The 18,521-nt window shown below is 64.5% G+C and carries 18 protein-coding genes; 10 read left to right on the top strand and 8 right to left on the bottom strand.

Annotated features, from left to right (window positions below; all coding sequences use genetic code 11):
* The first annotated feature begins 115 nt into the window (after positions 1 to 115).
* The 8 genes from G5S42_RS27000 (at position 116) to G5S42_RS27035 (ending at position 9,416) form a co-directional block, all read left to right on the top strand.
* Complete coding sequence (locus G5S42_RS27000; protein WP_176109538.1) at positions 116 to 595, top strand: NUDIX hydrolase; 480 nt, start codon at positions 116 to 118, stop codon at positions 593 to 595.
* A gap of 61 nt (positions 596 to 656) precedes the next feature.
* Entirely contained in the window at positions 657 to 1,919 is a 1,263-nt protein-coding gene (mnmA, locus tag G5S42_RS27005; RefSeq protein WP_176109539.1) for a tRNA 2-thiouridine(34) synthase MnmA, read from the top strand.
* A gap of 276 nt (positions 1,920 to 2,195) precedes the next feature.
* Positions 2,196 to 3,806 carry an FMN-binding glutamate synthase family protein gene (locus G5S42_RS27010; RefSeq protein WP_176109540.1) on the top strand — a complete coding sequence of 537 codons (1,611 nt, stop codon included), beginning with the start codon at positions 2,196 to 2,198 and terminating at the stop codon, positions 3,804 to 3,806.
* Positions 3,807 to 3,988: 182 nt separating this feature from the next.
* Entirely contained in the window at positions 3,989 to 4,996 is a 1,008-nt protein-coding gene (gene glyQ, locus G5S42_RS27015) for a glycine--tRNA ligase subunit alpha (protein WP_013088411.1), read from the top strand.
* 15 nt (positions 4,997 to 5,011) lie between these two features.
* Complete coding sequence (gene glyS, locus G5S42_RS27020; RefSeq protein ID WP_176109541.1) at positions 5,012 to 7,111, top strand: glycine--tRNA ligase subunit beta; 2,100 nt, start codon at positions 5,012 to 5,014, stop codon at positions 7,109 to 7,111.
* Positions 7,112 to 7,121: 10 nt separating this feature from the next.
* The gene (gene gmhB / locus G5S42_RS27025; protein ID WP_176109542.1) at positions 7,122 to 7,676 is read left to right on the top strand and encodes a D-glycero-beta-D-manno-heptose 1,7-bisphosphate 7-phosphatase; all 555 of its coding nucleotides are present in this window, start codon (positions 7,122 to 7,124) and stop codon (positions 7,674 to 7,676) included.
* Positions 7,677 to 7,715: 39 nt separating this feature from the next.
* Entirely contained in the window at positions 7,716 to 8,474 is a 759-nt protein-coding gene (locus tag G5S42_RS27030) for a lysophospholipid acyltransferase family protein (RefSeq protein WP_176109543.1), read from the top strand.
* Positions 8,475 to 8,522: 48 nt separating this feature from the next.
* Positions 8,523 to 9,416: a M48 family metallopeptidase gene (locus G5S42_RS27035; RefSeq protein ID WP_176109544.1), complete on the top strand. Its 894-nt coding sequence runs from the start codon at positions 8,523 to 8,525 to the stop codon at positions 9,414 to 9,416.
* 9 nt (positions 9,417 to 9,425) lie between these two features.
* On the opposite strand, the gene G5S42_RS27040 is transcribed toward G5S42_RS27035, so the two are convergent.
* The 5 genes from G5S42_RS27040 to G5S42_RS27060 are packed head-to-tail and all read right to left on the bottom strand — an operon-like array spanning position 9,426 to position 13,212.
* Positions 9,426 to 10,175, bottom strand: coding sequence for an IclR family transcriptional regulator (locus G5S42_RS27040; protein ID WP_176109545.1), 750 nt, complete (start codon positions 10,173 to 10,175; stop codon positions 9,426 to 9,428).
* A 31-nt stretch (positions 10,176 to 10,206) separates the two neighbouring features.
* Positions 10,207 to 10,959: an amino acid ABC transporter ATP-binding protein gene (locus G5S42_RS27045; RefSeq protein ID WP_309235086.1), complete on the bottom strand. Its 753-nt coding sequence runs from the start codon at positions 10,957 to 10,959 to the stop codon at positions 10,207 to 10,209.
* Positions 10,956 to 11,600 carry an amino acid ABC transporter permease gene (locus tag G5S42_RS27050; protein WP_176109546.1) on the bottom strand — a complete coding sequence of 215 codons (645 nt, stop codon included), beginning with the start codon at positions 11,598 to 11,600 and terminating at the stop codon, positions 10,956 to 10,958. The genes G5S42_RS27045 and G5S42_RS27050 overlap by 4 nt, the downstream gene beginning before the upstream one ends.
* 21 nt (positions 11,601 to 11,621) lie before the next feature.
* Positions 11,622 to 12,338 carry an amino acid ABC transporter permease gene (locus tag G5S42_RS27055; protein ID WP_176109547.1) on the bottom strand — a complete coding sequence of 239 codons (717 nt, stop codon included), beginning with the start codon at positions 12,336 to 12,338 and terminating at the stop codon, positions 11,622 to 11,624.
* Between the two features lie 37 nt (positions 12,339 to 12,375).
* A complete protein-coding gene (locus tag G5S42_RS27060) occupies positions 12,376 to 13,212 on the bottom strand; it encodes an ABC transporter substrate-binding protein (protein ID WP_176109548.1) in 837 nt (278 codons plus the stop codon).
* A 340-nt stretch (positions 13,213 to 13,552) separates the two neighbouring features.
* On the opposite strand from G5S42_RS27060, the gene gloA reads away from it, so the two are divergent.
* Complete coding sequence (gene gloA, locus G5S42_RS27065; protein WP_176109549.1) at positions 13,553 to 13,948, top strand: lactoylglutathione lyase; 396 nt, start codon at positions 13,553 to 13,555, stop codon at positions 13,946 to 13,948.
* Positions 13,949 to 14,137: 189 nt separating this feature from the next.
* Complete coding sequence (locus tag G5S42_RS27070; protein ID WP_176109550.1) at positions 14,138 to 15,085, top strand: DMT family transporter; 948 nt, start codon at positions 14,138 to 14,140, stop codon at positions 15,083 to 15,085.
* 44 nt (positions 15,086 to 15,129) lie between these two features.
* Here the strand turns inward: G5S42_RS27070 and rsmA are convergent, their stop codons facing one another.
* From rsmA to G5S42_RS27085, 3 genes are all read right to left on the bottom strand, one after another.
* Positions 15,130 to 15,972 (bottom strand): 16S rRNA (adenine(1518)-N(6)/adenine(1519)-N(6))-dimethyltransferase RsmA, encoded by an 843-nt coding sequence (rsmA, locus tag G5S42_RS27075; protein ID WP_176109551.1) that lies wholly within the window; start codon positions 15,970 to 15,972, stop codon positions 15,130 to 15,132.
* 108 nt (positions 15,973 to 16,080) lie between these two features.
* Complete coding sequence (gene pdxA, locus G5S42_RS27080; RefSeq protein ID WP_176109552.1) at positions 16,081 to 17,091, bottom strand: 4-hydroxythreonine-4-phosphate dehydrogenase PdxA; 1,011 nt, start codon at positions 17,089 to 17,091, stop codon at positions 16,081 to 16,083.
* A 13-nt stretch (positions 17,092 to 17,104) separates the two neighbouring features.
* The gene (locus G5S42_RS27085; protein ID WP_176109553.1) at positions 17,105 to 18,469 is read right to left on the bottom strand and encodes a peptidylprolyl isomerase; all 1,365 of its coding nucleotides are present in this window, start codon (positions 18,467 to 18,469) and stop codon (positions 17,105 to 17,107) included.
* Positions 18,470 to 18,521 lie beyond the last annotated feature (52 nt).

Genomic DNA, 18,521 nt, shown 5'->3' on the forward strand with positions numbered 1-18,521 from the left:
GCGAACGTGCTGCGAATCCGCCGCGAACCGGCCGTCAGCTTACGCCGGCCATTGCCCGGCAGGGGTCGGTGCGGCGCCCGGCAGCCGGCGCGCATAACCGGTAAAATGCGCAGCCATGAAACCGGAAACCTGGCTGCCGCACGTGACCGTCGCGGCGATCGTCGAGCGTGACGGGCGTTTCCTGCTGGTCGAGGAACACACCGCCGCCGGCCTGCGCCTGAACCAGCCCGCCGGCCATCTCGAGGCGGGTGAAACGCTGCTGGAAGCGGTGGTCCGCGAAACGTTCGAGGAAACCGCCCATCCGTTCGCGCCCGAGGCGCTCGTCGGCATGTACATGACCCACTTCGAGCGGCCGGACCGGGCGGGCACCACGTACCTGCGTTTCACCTATTGCGGCGGGAGCGGCGAGCCGGACCCGGCGAGTTCGCTCGATCCCGACATCGTCCGCACGCTGTGGATGAGCGCCGATGAGTTGCGCGAATGCCCCGAGCGGCATCGCACCCCGCTCGTGATGCGGTGCATCGACGATTACCTGGCCGGCCGACGTTTCCCGCTCGACTTCGTCCATACCCATTCGGTCGGGCCGAAGCGATAAGGCCGTCACGAGCGGCCTCCCACAAGATCCATGCAGTCATGCAGCACCCAGTGAGTACCTTATGAGCAAGCGTAAAGTCGTAGTAGGCATGTCGGGCGGCGTTGATTCGTCGGTTACCGCGTGGCTGCTGAAGGAACAGGGCTACGACGTGGTCGGCCTGTTCATGAAGAACTGGGAAGACGACGACGACAGCGAATACTGCTCGACGCGCCAGGACTGGATCGACGTGGTGTCGGTGGCGGACCTGATCGGCATCGACGTCGAGGCGGTCAACTTCGCGGCCGAATACAAAGACCGCGTGTTCGCCGAATTCCTGCGCGAATATTCGGCCGGCCGCACGCCGAACCCGGACGTGCTGTGCAACGCCGAAATCAAGTTCAAGGCCTTTCTCGATCACGCGATGTCGCTCGGCGCGGAAACCATCGCGACCGGCCACTATGCGCGCGTGCGCCAGAACCATGAGCGCGACGGCCGCTTCGAGCTGCTGAAGGCGCTCGATCATACGAAGGACCAGTCGTACTTCCTGCATCGGCTGAACCAGGCGCAGTTGTCGAAGACGCTGTTCCCGCTCGGCGAAATTCCCAAGACCAAAGTGCGCGAGATCGCCGCGCAGATCGGCTTGCCGAATGCGAAAAAGAAAGATTCGACCGGCATCTGCTTCATCGGCGAGCGGCCATTCCGCGACTTCCTGAACCGCTATCTGCCGACCAGGCCGGGGCCAATGAAGACTACCGACGGCAAGACCGTCGGCGAGCACATCGGGCTCGCGTTCTACACGTTCGGCCAGCGCAAGGGCATCGGTCTCGGTGGCAGCAAGGACGGCAGCGGCGAGCCGTGGTTCGCCGCGGGCAAGGATATTCCGAGCAATACGCTGTACGTCGCGCAGGGGCACGATCATCCGTGGCTGCTGTGCCATACGCTATCGGCGGGCAACACGAGCTGGGTCGCGGGCGAGCCGCCGGCCGACGGCTTCGCGTGCGGCGCGAAGACGCGCTACCGGCAGGCCGACGCGGCGTGCACGTTCAACGCCGCGGCGGCAGGCGGTTCGGGCGAAGGCCTGTTCGAGCTGACCTTCGACGCCGCGCAATGGGCCGTCACGCCGGGACAATCGGCGGTGCTGTACGACGGCGACGTGTGCCTCGGCGGCGGCATCATCGAACGCGCGATGACCGGGCAACCGGCCGAGCTGCCGCCGGACCAGGCGCCGAAGCAAACTCGCGCGCAGCGTCGCAAGCAGGCGCATAAGCCGAAGCAGCCGCAACGCGCCTCGCAGGACGAGCCGCAGACCCCGCGGCAAAAAGCGGCGTTGCTCGGCGCGCGTTGAGCGATGCATAACGGCGCGCGCGGCGGGTCACACCACTCCGACACGCGCGCGCCGTTCATCGTCGCCGTTCATCTTGTTTCCCCCGCCTCGCGCGGTCACACTCGCTTCACCTTCGCGTGCGACGCCTGGCTTCCATTCGCAGGCCTCATCTTCGGGCTTCGACCGGCCACGCCGCGCCGTGACCCGCAGCCGCCAGTTTTCCTTCGCGACGGGTACCGCCCGCGCCCCTCGCGCGGACGATCCCGCCGCAATGATCTTCACTGCACTGGAGTCCCCATGTTTTCTCGACGCTATCTGGCCATGTGGTGCGCAATCGCGCTCGCCGCGGTATGTGCCGCGCTCGCCACGACGCCTCGCCTGTCGTGGTTCTGGATCATCGTGCCGGCCGCACTCGTCGCGCTCGGCGTGTTCGACCTGACGCAACAGCGCCACGCGATCCTCCGCAACTACCCGCTGTGGGGCCACCTGCGCTTCATTTTCGAATTCATCCGGCCGGAGATCCGCCAGTATTTCGTCGAAGACGATACCGACGAAAAGCCGTTCTCGCGCGCGCAACGCAGCATCGTCTACCAGCGCGCGAAGAACGATGTGGATAGCCGCCCGTACGGCACCGAACTCGACGTGAAGGCGATCGCGCACGAATGGATCAGCCACTCGCTAGCGCCGACCAGGCTCGATGGTCACGACTTTCGCATCGTCGTCGGCCCCGATCGCGCGCAGCCGTATTCGATGTCGATCTTCAACGTATCGGCGATGAGCTTCGGCTCACTGTCGGCCAACGCGATCATGGCGCTGAACCTCGGCGCGAAGAAAGGCAACTTCGCGCACGACACCGGCGAAGGCTCGATGTCGAAATATCACCGCGAACATGGCGGCGACATCATCTGGGAAATCGCATCCGGTTATTTTGGCTGTCGTAACGACGACGGCACCTTCAACGCCGAAAAATTCGCGAAGCAGGCCGCCGAGCCGCAGGTGAAGATGATCGAGGTGAAGCTGTCGCAAGGCGCGAAGCCGGGTCACGGCGGCGTGTTGCCGGCCGCGAAGATCACGCCCGAAATCGCCGAGACGCGCGGCGTGCCGATGGGCCGCGACTGCATCTCGCCGGCGACGCACTCCGAGTTCGCGACGCCGCGCGAGCTGCTCGAATTCGTCGAGCGGCTGCGCACGCTGTCGGGCGGCAAGCCGACCGGCTTCAAGCTGTGCATCGGGCATCCGTGGGAATTCTTCGGAATCGCGAAGGCGATGCTGGAAACGGGCATCCTGCCGGACTTCATCGTCGTCGATGGCGCGGAAGGCGGCACCGGCGCAGCGCCGCTCGAATTCACCGATCACGTCGGCGTGCCGTTGCAGGAAGGGCTGCTGCTCGTGCACAACACGCTGGTCGGCATCGGTCTGCGGCAGCGCATCCGCATCGGCGCGAGCGGCAAGATGATCACCGCGTTCGATATCGCGAAGACGCTCGCGATCGGCGCCGACTGGGTCAACGCGGCGCGCGGCTTCATGTTCGCGGTCGGCTGCATCCAGGCGCAGACCTGCCATACCGGCCGCTGCCCGACCGGCGTCGCGACCCAGGACCCGGTGCGCCAGCGCGCGTTGGTGGTGCCGGACAAGGCCGATCGCGTGTTCAACTTCCACCACAACACGCTACATGCGTTGCAGGAAATCATCCAGGCCGCCGGGCTGCGGCATCCGGCGGAGCTGCGCGCGCATCACATCGTGCGGCGCGTGTCTTCGCATGAGGTGCGGCTGATGTCGGAGCTGCTCAAGTATCTCGAACCGAACGATCTGCTGAACGGCAACTTTCGCTATACGCTGTTCGAGAAGTACTGGTCGATCGCGCAAAGCGATTCGTTCTCGCCGAAGGCGGAGCTGGCGGCTTGCTGAGTGCGCGCGGAACCTCGCCGCGCCGCCTGTCGCCCAAAAGCCGCATCGCGGCCCGTCCGCCCTCGTAAAACGGGCCGCCCCCCTTCCTTTCCGTTAAAATCTCGGGTTTAGCACTTCGCTCCACGGCCCGCTCGCGCGCTTAGGCGCACGCGGCACGGCCCCCCATGCCCGAAAGGCACTTCATGCTCACGTTTCAGCAAATCATCCTGACCTTGCAGTCCTACTGGGACAAGCAGGGCTGCGCGTTGCTCCAGCCGATCGACATGGAAGTCGGCGCGGGCACGTCCCACGTCCATACTTTTCTGCGCGCGATCGGCCCCGAGCCGTGGCGCGCCGCCTACGTGCAACCGTCGCGCCGCCCGAAAGACGGCCGCTACGGCGAGAACCCGAACCGTCTGCAGCACTACTACCAGTACCAGGTGGTGCTCAAGCCCGCGCCGGAAAACATTCTCGACCTGTACCTCGGCTCGCTCGAAGCGCTCGGCTTCGACCTGAAGCAGAACGACGTGCGTTTCGTCGAGGACGACTGGGAAAACCCGACGCTCGGTGCTTGGGGTCTCGGCTGGGAAGTGTGGCTGAACGGCATGGAAGTGACGCAGTTCACGTACTTCCAGCAGGTCGGCGGTCTCGACTGCAAGCCGGTGCTCGGCGAAATCACCTACGGTCTCGAACGCCTCGCGATGTATCTGCAGAAGGTCGAGAACGTCTACGACCTCGTCTGGACCGAGTGGGAAGAGCAAGGCCCGAACGGCCCCGAACTGCGCCGCCTGACCTACGGGGACGTGTATCACCAGAACGAGGTCGAGCAGTCCACCTACAACTTCGAGCACGCGAACGTCGATCTGCTGTTCACGTTCTTCAACAGCTACGAAGCGGAAGCGAAGCGCATGATCGATGCGCAGATCGCGCTGCCCGCCTATGAACTCGTGCTGAAGGCCGGCCACACGTTCAACCTGCTCGACGCGCGCGGCGCGATTTCGGTCACGGAACGCGCGGCGTACATCGGCAGGATTCGCGCGCTGTCGCGTCTGGTCGCGCAGGCCTACTACGACTCGCGCGAAAAGCTGGGCTTCCCGATGCTCGGCAATCCGGTGCATGGCGTGCCCGGCCTCACCACCGACGAGCAGGACGCCGCGATGCCCGCGTGGGCGCCGCCGCTGAAAGTCGAACGCAAGATCGACCAGGACTGACGAGAACTTCAACCAATGACTCAATCTCAACACGCTACCCTGCTCGTCGAGCTGCTGACCGAAGAACTGCCGCCGAAGGCGCTCGCGCGTCTCGGCGACGCCTTCGCCGAGGGCATTGCGCAGCGCCTCGCGGCGCGCGACCTGATCGAAGGCGAACCGTCGTTCGAACGCTTTGCCACGCCGCGCCGTCTGGCGGTGACGATTCACAACGTGCGCGCGGTCGCGCCGGAAAAACACGTGCGCGAAAAAGTGCTGCCGGTTTCCGTCGCGCTCGATAAAGACGGCCAGCCCACCGCGCCGCTCGCGAAGAAGCTCGCCGCGCTCGGCTTCCCCGACTTCACGGTGAACGACCTCGAACGCGCGCAGGACGGTAAAGCCGAAGCGTTCTTCCTGCGCTACGCCGCGCCGGGCGCGACGCTCGCCGACGGCCTGCAAGCCGCGCTCGACGAAACGCTCGGAAAGCTGCCGATTCCGAAGGTGATGACGTATCAGCGCCCGGACGGGTCGAGCGTGCAGTTCGTGCGCCCGGTGCATCGTCTAACCGCGCTGCATGGCGAAGAAATCGTGCCGATCAGCGCGCTCGGCATCGACGCCGACGACACCACCCTCGGCCACCGCTTCCTGTCCGAAGGCTTCGTGCAGATCCAGCACGCGCAGGCCTATGCCGAAACGCTCGAACACCGGGGCCGCGTAATCGCGAGCTTCGCCAGGCGCAAGGAAGCGATCCGCTCGCAATTGCTCGCGCATGCCGGCGAAGACAAGGTCGTGATGCCCGAGGCGCTGCTCGACGAAGTGACGTCGCTGGTCGAATGGCCGGTCGTCTATGAGTGCCGCTTCGAGGACGAATTCCTGCAGGTGCCGCAGGAATGCCTGATCCTGACGATGCAGACCAACCAGAAATACTTCGCGCTGACCGATGCGAACGGCAAGCTGCGCTCGCGCTTCCTGATCGTGTCGAACATCGAGACGGCGACGCCGGTCGAGATCGTCGAAGGCAATGAGCGCGTGGTGCGTCCGCGTCTCGCCGACGCGAAGTTCTTCTTCACGCAGGACATGAAGAAGCCGCTCGTGGATCGCGTGCCGCTGCTCGCGAACGTCGTTTATCACAACAAGCTCGGCTCGGCGCTGCAACGCGTGGAGCGGCTCGAAGGGCTGGCCGGCGCGATCGCCGCAATGACCGGCGCCGACGTCGCGCGCGCGACCCGCGCCGCGCGCCTCGCGAAGGCCGACCTGATCACCGACATGGTCGGTGAATTCCCCGAGCTGCAAGGCACGATGGGCACATACTACGCGCGCCACGATGGCGAGGCGGAAGAAGTCGCGCTCGCATGCTCGGAACACTACCAGCCGCGCTTCTCGGGCGACGCGTTGCCAACCACCGCGACCGGCACCGTCGTCGCGCTCGCCGACAAGCTCGAAACGCTGGTCGGCATCTGGGGCATCGGCCTGCAGCCCACCGGCGAAAAAGACCCGTTCGCGCTGCGCCGTCATGCGCTCGGCGTGCTGCGCATCCTGATCGAGAAGCAGTTGAACGTCGACTTCGTCGATCTGCTGCGTATCGCTTATGCACAATTCGCCGGCATGCCGAACGTCGCCGATTCCACCGAAGCGATCTACGAGTTCAGCATGGACCGCCTGCGCGGGCTGCTGCGCGAACGCGGCTACGCGGCCGGCGAAATCGACGCGGTGCTCGCGCTGAACCCGACGCGGCTCGACGACATCGTCGCGCGCCTCGACGCGGTGCGCGAATTTGCGTCGCTGGCCGAAGCGGCGTCGCTGGCGGCGGCCAACAAGCGGATCTCGAACATCCTGAAGAAGTCGGAAGGCGTGACGAACGGCGGCGTGCAGCCCGGCTTGCTCACCGAAGCAGCGGAGAAGGCGCTCAACGAGCAGCTCGAACAGGTGACGCCGCGCGTGCAATCGCAACTGGCCGTGCGCGACTACACCGGTGCGCTGACGGCACTGGCCGCGCTGCGCGAGCCGGTCGACACGTTCTTCAACGACGTGATGGTCAACGCGGAAGACCCGGCGTTGCGCGCGAACCGTCTGGCTCTGCTCGGCGCGCTGCATCAGCAGATGAACTGCGTCGCCGATATTTCCCGACTCGCCGCCTGAGCACCGCGCCATGCCGATCAAGAAAGTGGTGATCCTCGACCGCGACGGCGTGATCAACGTCGACTCCGACGCGTTCATCAAGTCGCCGGACGAATGGGTTGCGCTGCCCGGCGCGCTGGAAGCGATCGCACGTCTGAACCAGGCGGGCTATCGCGTCGCGATCGCGACGAACCAGTCGGGCATCGGCCGCGGTCTGTTCGACATGGACGCGTTGAACGCGATGCATCTGAAGATGCATCGGATGGCGGCCGCGGTCGGCGCCCGCATCGAAGCGGTGTTCTTTTGCCCGCATACGGCGGAAGATCACTGCGAATGCCGCAAGCCGAAGCCCGGCATGCTGAAGATGATCGCCGAGCGTTTCGAGGTCGATCCGGCGCATACGCCGACCGTCGGCGATTCGCTGCGCGATCTGCAAGCGGGCGCGGCGCTCGGTCATCCGGTGCATCTGGTGCTGACCGGCAAGGGCCGCAAGACCCTCGCCGCGGGCGGCCTGCCCGAAGGCACGATCGTGCACGACGACCTGCGCGCGTTCGCGCTCGACTTTCTCGCCGACGCGCAGGAATAAACGCGCACCGCGCGCTCCCAACCCTCACCGACCACGCCGATGCGCTTTATCCGTTCCCTGCTGCTGCTGATTTATTTTGTTGTAGTCACGGTGCCGTACGCGACCGCGTGCATCATCGCGTTTCCGTTCCTGCGTGCGGAAAACCGCTACTGGATGGCGGCCGGCTGGTGTCGCCTGACGCTGTGGGCGGTGCGCTACCTGAACGGCATTCGCTACCGCATCGAAGGCTTCGAGAACCTGCCCAACGGCCCGGCCGTGCTGCTGTCCAAGCATCAGTCGGCGTGGGAAACAATCGCGTTTCCGGCGATCATGCCGCGACCGCTGTGCTACGTGTTCAAGCGCGAGCTGTTGTATGTGCCGTTCTTCGGCTGGGCGCTCGGCATGCTGAAGATGGTTCACATCAACCGCAAGGAAGGCAAGTACGCGTTCGAATCGGTCACGAACCAGGGCAAGGCGCGCATGGCCGAAGGCGCATGGGTCATCATGTTTCCGGAAGGCACGCGCACGCCGACCGGCAAGCAGGGCAAGTACAAGACCGGCGGCGCGCGCTTCGCGATCGCGACCGGCGCGCCGGTCGTACCGATCGCGCACAATGCGGGTCGCGTGTGGCCGCGCAACTCGTTTACGAAATATCCGGGTATAGTCACGGTGTCGATTGGCAAGCCGATCGAAACGACGGGGCTCACGCCCGACGAAGTGAACACGCGCGTCGAACAGTGGATCGAAGCCGAAATGCGCCGCATCGATCCGACTGCCTACAGCGCGGCGGCTAACGACTCCGCCGCCGCTCCCATCTGACGCGCCACGCCCTCGAAGCCCGCGGGCGTATTGCGCGAAGCGAAGCCGATGCAGAAGTCTCCCACGCCGCAACCCGCCGCGGCGCTCGAAAACCGGCAGCTCGATCTCCCGCTCTTCGCCGAGCCGGGGTCGACGTCGTCGACTCCTTCACCTTCCACGCCGGGTTCATCCGGCACAGCGCCGGCCAGGCCGCCCGTCGCGCCGCTCGCGCCGGATGGCAGCAAGCTGCGCAGCCTCACCATCGGTTCCCGCACGCTGCATTACGCGCTCAAGCGTTCCGCGCGCCGCTCGATCGGCTTTGCGATCGACAGCACCGGCCTCACGATCACCGCGCCGCGTTGGGTCACGCTCGCCGATATCGAAACCGCGATCACCGAAAAGCAGCGCTGGATCTTCACGAAGCTGATCGAATGGCAAACGCGCGTCGAACAGCGTGCGCTGCCGAAGATCGATTGGAAAGATGGCGCCGAAGTGCCCTACCTCGGTCAGCCGGTGCGGGTGACGCTCGGCGCGCCGCAAGGCATGCTCGCGTTCAGCGCCGAGCACGGCGCGCTGCAATTGCCGCTGCCGTTGCAAGCCGACCCGCAGCAGATCAAGGATCGCGTGCAGGGCTGGCTGCAAGGCGAAGCGAAGCGGCTGTTCGGCGAACGTCTCGAGATCTACGCGCAGATGCTCGGCGTCAACTATCGCTCGTATGCGCTGTCTTCGGCGGCGACGCGCTGGGGCAGTTGTTCGAGCGACGGCAAGATCCGCCTGAACTGGCGGCTCATCCACTTTCCGCTGTCCATCATCGATTACGTCGTCGCCCATGAGTTGGCGCATCTGCGCGAGATGAATCACAGTCCGCGCTTCTGGCAGACGGTCGAATCGATTTTTCCGGAATTCCGCGAGGCGCGGCAGACACTGAAGTCGCATCCGCCGGAGTTGTTGCCGACGCTTTGAGGCCGGGCGCTATCTCTGCGAGAGCGCTTTCGCGGACTGCAACAGATCGTCGAGCATCACGCCGCGCCTGTCCGGGCTCGTGTCGCGGCCAGTCATGAAACACAGCGCTGCAATCGGCAGTCCCGCACGATCGCGAATCGGCGCTGCCATACACAGCCTGAACGCGTTCGAAAGTCCTTCGGTGCAGCAGTAGCCTCGTTCTTTTGCGGCCTGCACGTCCTTCAGGAATGCGTCGAATTCGATGCTCGCCCCATTGTCGAGAATGAAATCTTCCGCCGGAATCAGCGCGCGAATCTCGTCGGCGCTCAGGTGACCCAGCAGCAGACGTCCCGTAGCGGTCCAAGGTATCGGCACTCTCACGCCGATGTCCGAACTGATGTTGAAGGGCCGCGCACTGTGCTCGGACAACACGACCGTGTACTTGTTGCCTTCCAGCATGCAAAGCTGCGTGGTCTCGTCGTACTTCCTCACCAGTCCCAGGATGGATTGATGCGCACGGCTGATCAGATCGTTGTGCGTGGCATAGTCGGACCCGTAGTAGTGCATCTCGCGCCCAAAAAACACGCTGCCATCCGCGGCCGTCTCGAGCCAGCCCACTTCCGTGAGAATCGCGACCAGCTCGTAAATGCTCGAACGCGGCGCACCGGTTGCCTCGATCAGTTCGCGCATCGTCAGCGGGCGTTGGGCGATATGCAATTGCCGGAAGATCGCGATCACGCGGTCCACGCCTCTCGCCCGAGGCGACTCTGTAACAGCCATGCATTCACTCCGTAATGCGTTGATCCGACCGTCAATGGTCGAGAACTCGATGCAGAAACTGCCGGGTGCGTTCGTTCGAGGGATTGACGAAGATCTGCTCCGGATCGCCCTGCTCGGCGATGACGCCCTTGTCCATGAAGACGACGCGGTCAGCGGTCTTGCGAGCGAAGCCCATTTCATGCGTGACGACGACCATCGTCATGCCGTCGCGCGCGAGCCCGCGCATCACCTCGGTGACCTCGCCGACCAGCTCCGGGTCGAGCGCGGACGTCGCCTCGTCGAAAAACATGATGCCGGGCTCGACCGCGAGCGCGCGCGCAATCGCCACGCGTTGCTGCTGACCGCCCGAAAGCTGGCTGGGATAGTGTTCCGCGCGGTCCGCGAGCCCGACTCGATCGAGTGTCTCCATCGCGCGCTTGCGCGCGTCGGCCGGACTCATGCGGCGCGCCTTGATCAGCGCGAGCGTGACATTGCCGAGCGCGGTCTTGTGAGGAAACAGATTGAACTGCTGGAAGACCATGCCGACGTGGCCACGAATCTCGCGTGCTCGTCGCGGATCATGCAAGGGCACCTCGTTGACCCAGACCTCGCCGGAATCGGTGGTCTCCAATCCCGCCATGATTCGCAGGACCGTGCTCTTGCCCGAGCCGGACGCGCCGATCAGCACCAGCACTTCACCCGAGCGGACCTCGAGATTGATTTCGTTCAACACTCTCGTCGAACCGAATGCTTTGCTGACGCCCGTCAGTGAAATGATCGGCCTGGTTTGGCTTTGGTTACTCACGACAATCTCCTGCGGTCATGGTGGCGCACCCATTGCGAAAGCGGGAAGCACACGGCGAAGTAAATGAGTGCGACGAGTCCATAGATCTCCACCGGCTTGCCGATCCGGTCGACGATCGCCTGGCCACCGTGCATCAACTCGGACATTCCGATCATGCTGACGATCGAGGTGTCCTTGATGAGCGACAGATACTGACCGACGAGAGGCGGCAACACGATCTTTCCGGTCTGAGGCAGCACGACGAACGAGAACGCCTGAGCCCGCGTGAGGCCGAGGATCTGCGATACCTCCCATTGACCTTTGGGTACTGCTTCGATCCCTGAGCGGAAAATTTCGGCGATATAGGCGCCCTGATAGACGCTCAAGCCAATGACGCCGGCTGCGAACACGTCGATCGCATAACCGAAGTACGACACGCCGAAATAGATCAACATCAGCGTGATGAGCACCGGCGTGCCGCGAAACAGCTCCGTATAGAGTCTGGCGATGCGGTCGGTGCCCCACGGTCCGAACGATCGCAAGACCGCGGCGAACAGGCCGATCAACGTGCTGCCCACGATGGACGCGATGGAGAGCAACAGCGTCGTCACCAGACCCTGCAGCAGGATCGATAGACTGGTTTTCAGCAATTCGACTGACATGATCCAACTCCAATCCGGGAATCAGGCCCGCTTCGTCCGGCGCATAAAGCCTGTCCCGAAACCGCTGCGCGCCGGCATGGCGAGGGGAGGATGAAAGATCCGCGCGCCGAGCTGGCCCGCGAGCCAGGACAGTACGTTACTGAGCACGAGATACGCGACGAGCGTCACGCTGAACGTCTGAAGGTAGAGAAGCGTTCGCGAGTTGATCACGGTCGCCGTGCCGGTCAACTCCGGCAATGCAATGGCGGACAGCAGCGACGTGCCGAGCAGCAACTGGATCAGGTAGTTGACGATGGCCGGATAGACCGCGCGCGTCGCCTGCGGCAAGACGACCTCGACGAAGATCTGCGCGCGTTCGAGGCCGAGAATGCCGGCAGCCTCGAGTTGGCCGCGCGGCACCGACTGTATGCCGGCGCGGAACACTTCCGACAGGTAAGCACCGACGTTGAGGCCGAGCGCAATGACCCCCGCCCAGTATGCGTCGAGCGAAATACCCGCCGACGGCAGACCGAAGAACACGATGAAAATCTGCAAGAGGACAGGCGTATTGCGGATGATTTCAACGTAGCCACGGGCGATCCACCGAAGCAGCGCGAGCGGAGAAGCGCCGGCAAGCGCGGTCAACAAACCCAGGACTAGCGCCAGTACGAATGCCAGCACGGTCACCTGCAACGTCAGCCAGCTCGCGCTCAAAAACTCGGGCACGTAGCCCCACAAAGTCAGCCACTCGTAACTCATCTCATGCTCCCCAACGTGCGGGTTTCACTGCCGCGCTTTAAAACTGCGGATTGAGCGGATAGCGCGGATCGGTGCCGAACCACTTGTTGTAGAGCTGCGCGTTGAGCTTCGACGCATTGACGTTGAAGAGGAACAGATTCAGATAGTTGAGCCATTCCTGATCACCGGCCTTGACGCCGAACGCGTTGTATTCGAGCGGGACCAGCGCTTCGTTCGTGACCGCAAGTTCAGGATCGAGCTTGGCCTGATACGCGAGGAAGTTGTTGTCCTCGATCATCGCGTCGGCCTGCCCCTGCTTGACGGCAAGTATCGCGGCCTGCGAGCTGTCGTATTCCTGGATCTTGACGGGGATATTCAGCGAGCGCACTTCATCGCCATTGGTCGAGCCCTTGACCGTCGCGATCGTGCGACCGCCCATGTCCTTGATCGACTGAATACCGCTGTTTTTTCTGACCAGCAGCGCTTCACTGGCAACCACGTAAGGGGCCGTGAATTCGATCACTTTTGCGCGCTCCAGATTGCGCGTGAAGTTGCAGAACACGACGTCCACCTTGCTGGTCTGCAGATTCGGAATCCGGTTCGCGCTCGTCGTATTCACGACCTCGAGCTTCACGCCCATCTGCTTCGCGAGTTCCTTCGCGAGGTCCACGTCATAGCCGTCCGGTTGGCCGTCTTTGTTATAGAACCCGAACGGCGCGAACGTCAGGCAGTCCCCGACGCGCAGCGTGCCTCGCTGCAACACGCCCTGAAGCGTCGACGGAGCTGCCGCCGCGCTCTGCTCCGGCGTGGCCACCTTGGTGCAGCCGGTGATGGCGAGCAATCCAGCAACAGCGAACAGAAGGGCGGTTTTGGCGCCTCGATTGGCAAGCTTCATGGGCGGGGGTCCTAAGCGGAGAAGAGAGTTCCGGGGCAGACGTATCGGCTTGAGTGCCTTTCGGCACGCCTGAAAAAATTCGCCGGGTCACGCATCGATTGTCCGATATATCAGACTGCTATCTGACGAACCGGATTGATACTGAGTGTTGGACACTAATATCGAACCCGCAACCGGACACAAACCCTTATTGCCCACGGCTTTTTGTTGAACTAGATCCGAGCGGATTCCCTTACGCGCATCTACGTCGGGCTGGCCCGCGCCGCTTCGCCCTACCAGGCAATCATTTACAATTCCCGCAGGTCAATGCATTTATCGACAAACTGTCAAAGGAGGACTCATGCGAATCCTGCATACCATGCTTCGAGTCGGTGATCTGGACGCCTCGATCCGTTTCTACACCGAAATTCTCGGCATGCGCCTGCTTCGAAAGAACGACTACCCGGACGGGAAGTTCACCCTCGCATTCGTCGGTTACGAGGACGAATCGGAAGGCGCAGCAATCGAACTGACCTACAACTGGGACACGAGCAAGTACGACCTCGGAACCGGCTACGGTCACATCGCCCTTGAAGTCGACGACGCCTATGCGGCGTGCGAACAGGTGAAGAAACGCGGCGGCGTCGTTACGCGCGAAGCGGGACCCATGAAACACGGCACGACGGTCATCGCCTTCGTCGCCGATCCGGACGGCTACAAGATCGAGCTGATACAGAAGAAGGGACGAGTCGACTGACTCGAGTTCAATCGTTCACGCTGGACACTTCTCGAAACGCATGCGCCCGCTGCCCAGATCCGGGCGAGGCGCCAGAACGACCATAAAGCCCGGCTTCACGTTGTACCCGGGGATGTGCTGCCGGGCGTATTCGCCCGGCAATCCTGTCTCGCGCCGGCACTATCAAAAAAATAAAGCCGACTATTCACGATGAGCACGACCACCGCCCTGCCCGCGCGCCGCGCCCCGGATAGCTTCGCGATCCTGTTGATGATCGGCCTATGCGCAATCTGGGGGCTACAGCAAGTCGCGATCAAGACCACCAATGCGGCTGTGCCGCCGGTCTTTCAAGCGGGGCTGCGCTCGACGATCGCGGCACTGCTCGTGTGGGCATGGGCGCGCTCGCGCGGCACGCCGCTCTTTCGTGACGACGGCACGCTCGGTGCGGGCCTGCTCGCAGGGGTGCTGTTCGCGACCGAGTTCGTTTGCATCTTTTTCGGCCTGACGCTGACGAGTGCGTCGCGCATGGCGGTCTTTCTGTACACGGCGCCGTGTTTCATTGCACTCGGCCTGCACTGGTTCGTCGATGGCGAACGCATGCGGCGCATCCAGTGGCTAGGCATCGGCGTCGCGTTCGCGGGGATAGCGCTCGCGTTCGCCGATGGCTTCCTGCACCCGAACGCCGGCGCGGCTGCAAGCGCAGCCCACGGCTCGACGCTCGTGGGCGCGGCCGGCGATGCGCTCGGCGTGCTCGCCGGCATCGCATGGGCCGCGACCACGGTGGTCGTGCGCGGCTCGCGGCTCGCGCAGACGAGCGCAAGCAAGACGCTGTTCTATCAGTTGACGGTGTCGGCGGTGGTGCTGCTCGCGCTGGCGCTCACGCTCGGTGAAGTGCGCGTGGAAAGCGTGACGCCGCTCGCGTTCGCGAGTCTCGCGTATCAGGCCGTGATCGTCGCGTTCGTCAGCTACCTGTTGTGGTTCTGGCTGTTGACGCGTTATATCGCATCGCGGCTGTCGGTGTTTTCGTTTCTGACGCCGATGTTCGGCGTGACCTTCGGCGTGCTGCTGCTCGGCGAGTCGTTCAGCGCGCGCTTTCTGATCGCCGCGCTGCTGGTGCTGACCGGCATCGCGCTCGTCAACGCGCCGGCGAAACGATAAGCGGCTCGACGGCGGCGCGCCGTCGTCGTCGTCAAACGTTGAGACTACTCCGGCGCAGCGGCCGAGCGCGCCGCCACCGCCTGCGCCACGCTCACGTATTCGGCGACGGGCACGTCCTCCGCGCGGCGTTGCAGATCGAAGCCGAGCGCGTCGAAATCGACGGTATCGCGCAGCGCGGCAAGCGTATTGCGCAGCATCTTGCGACGCTGCGAGAACGCCGCCGTCACCACCTCGCCCAGCACGTTTTCGTCCACTACCGGCATTTCGTGCCGCTCGTACGGGATCATCCGCACGATCGCCGAATCGACCTTCGGCGGCGGCTGGAACGACTCGGGCGGCACGTCGAGCTGCTTGTCGATCACGTAGCGGTATTGCAGCATCACCGACAGGCGACTGAACGCCTTCGTACCCGGCTCCGCGACCATCCGCTCGACCACCTCGTTCTGCAGCATGAAGTGCTGATCGATCACGCGGTCCGCGAAGGTCGCCAGATGAAACAGCAGCGGGCTCGAAATGTTGTACGGCAGATTACCGACGATGCGCAGCGACGCCTTGTCGCCCGGTGCCGCGAGCGAGCCGAAGTCGAACTCGAGCGCGTCGCCCGAATGGAGTTCGAGCAGATCGCCGAACTTCGACTTCAGACGGCCGATCAGGTCGCGGTCGAGTTCGACCGCGTGCAGCGGCGACTCGGGCGTCGCGAGCCGCTCGATCAGCGGTTCGGTCAGCGCGCCGAGGCCCGGACCGATCTCCACCATGCGCTCGCCGCGCTGCGGCCGGATCACGTCGACGATCGAATCGATCACGCCCATGTCGACCAGAAAGTTCTGACCGAAACGCTTGCGCGCGAGATGGCCCTGGTGCCGGCCTTGCTGTCTGCTGGTGGACATCGGAGAAACGCTTGAAAGAAAACTGCTTGAGAATGAAAGACGTCACGGTGGAAATACGACGCCACGCGGCGCGTCACGGGCACCGCAACCGCTCAGGTCGCCTGTGCGTCAGCCCGCGCGACGATGCTGCGCCATCGAAACAGCCGTCTCGATCGCGGCCATCAGGCTGCCCGCGTCGGCGCGGCCGGTGCCGGCCAGATCGAGCGCGGTGCCGTGATCGACCGAGGTGCGGATGATCGGCAGGCCGAGCGTCACGTTGATCCCTTCGCCGAACGTCGCGAATTTCAGCACCGGCAGGCCCTGGTCGTGGAACATCGCGAGCACGCAGTCGGCTTCATCGAGATAACGCGGCTGGAACAGCGTGTCGGCCGGATACGGACCGCGCGCGTCGATGCCCTCGCCGTTCACCTGCTGCAACGCCGGCGTGATCACGTCGATTTCCTCGCGGCCCAGGTAGCCGTTTTCGCCCGCGTGCGGATTGAGCCCCGTCACGAGAATGCGCGGCGCGGGCAAACCGAAGTGATGACGCAGGTCGTGATCGATGATGCGCAGCGTCGCGACGAGGCTTTCGATCGTCAAGGCCGCCGACACGTCCTTCAACGGCAGATGCGTGGTCGCGAGCGCGACGCGCAGCGGCCGCTTGCCGGTGCCCGCGAGCATCATCACGACGCGCGGCGTATGGGTGCGCTCGGCCAGATATTCGGTGTGGCCGGTGAACGGCACACCGGCGTCGTTGATCGTGCTTTTTTGCAGCGGCGCGGTGACGATCGCGTCGAACCTGCCGGCCACCGCACCGTCGATCGCCGCATCGAGCAGGTCGAGCACGTAGCGGCCGTTCGCGGCGTCGAGCTTGCCTGCCTGCGCGGGCGCGCCGAGCGGGTGAGGTTCGAGCCGCACGCGCGGGCCCTGCGCGAGCAGCGCGGCCCAATCGACACCGACCGCGCGCGCCCGCTCAGCGAGCAATTGCGCATCGCCGAGCACGGTGAACTGCGCGTGAGGCCAGTGCGCCGCCGCACCCGCCAGCGCCTGCGCGGTCAGTTCGGGACCGACGCCGGCGGGCTCGCCGGTCGTGATCGCGATCTGCAGCGGGCGGTGGGCGTGCTGAGCAGCGCTCGTCATGGCATGGGCTCCGTTACTGCACGTTCGCCGTGGTCGGCTTCACTTCGACGTACGCGGTATCGCGCAACTCGCGCAGCCAGTCGGCGTACGCCTGTTCCGCCTTGCGCTGGCCGATGGCCTGACGCGCGAGATCCATCTGCTGCGCAATCGAGCCTTCCGCATCGCGGCGGCCGAGCACCTGAATCAGGTGGTAGCCGTATTCGCTGCGCACCGGCTCGCTGATCTGGCCGTCCTGCAGCGCGTTCATCGCGCGCTCGAACTCGGGCACCGTCTCGCCCGGGCTGATCCAGCCGAGGTCGCCGCCTTGCGACGACGAGCCGTCCTGCGAGTAGGTGTGCGCGAACTTCGCGAAGTCGCCGCCCGCGGCGATCTGGTTGCGGATGTCGATCAGCTTCTGGCGTGCCTGCGGTTCGGACTGGCCGTCGCCGACGCGCAGCAGAATGTGGCGCACGTGCGTCTGCACGAGCTTCGGCGCATCCGCGCTGCTGCCTTGGCCGGCACGGCGCTCGACCAGACGCACGATTTCGAAGCCGTCGTTGGTGCGGATCAGATCCGGACTGATCTCACCCGGACGCAGTGCCGACGCGGCCTTTACGAACTCGGGCGGCAGCTTCGACGGTGCGAGGAAGCCGAGATCGCCGCTGTTCTGCGACGCGTCCGGCGCTTGCGAATTGGCCTTCGCGAGCTTTCCGAAATCCGCCCCGCCCTTCGCTTCGGCGAGCAGCCCCTGGGCCTTCTTCTGCGCCGCCTCGATGTCGGTCTCCGGCGCGTTCAGCGGCGCACTCACGAAAATGTGCTGCATGTGCAGGTCGCTCGTCTGGCCGGCGCCCGGGCCGCGCTGGCTGGCGATGTAGTTCGCGACCTCGGCGTCCGTCACCGTGATCTTGCTGTCCACTTCCTTCTCGCGCAGACGCGACAGCGTCAGCTCGGTGCGCGCGTCGTTCGAGAAGGTGGCCCAGGGCACGCCTTGCGCCTCGATGCGCGCGCGGTACATTGCGAGCGGCATGTTGTTCGCCTGCGCGAGACGCTCGAGCGTGCGCTGCACGGCTGCGTCGTCGATGTTGATGCCGTCTTCCTTGGCCTTCTGCAGCTGGATGCGCTCGAGCACCATCTGCGTGAGCACCTGCTGGCGCAACTGGTCCGTCGGCGGCACCGGAGCGTTCTGCTGGTTCAGCCGGTGCGCGATCAGACCGACCCGCTCGTCGAGCTCGCGCTGCGTGATGACACCGTTGTTGACCACCGCGGCGATGGTGTCGACCGTCTGGCCGCTATTGCCGCCCAATGCCTGCGCCTGTACCGACGCGACTGGAACGAAGGACGCCGCGGCGACGAGACCCGCCGCGAGTATTGCCAAGCGAAGCTGTTTCATGATTGCCACAGATACTCCAATGATGTCGGGCGCTTCGCCCGTCTTTTCGCAAGCCGTGAAT

The organism is Paraburkholderia youngii (assembly GCF_013366925.1).
Taxonomy (GTDB): Bacteria; Pseudomonadota; Gammaproteobacteria; order Burkholderiales; family Burkholderiaceae; genus Paraburkholderia; species Paraburkholderia youngii.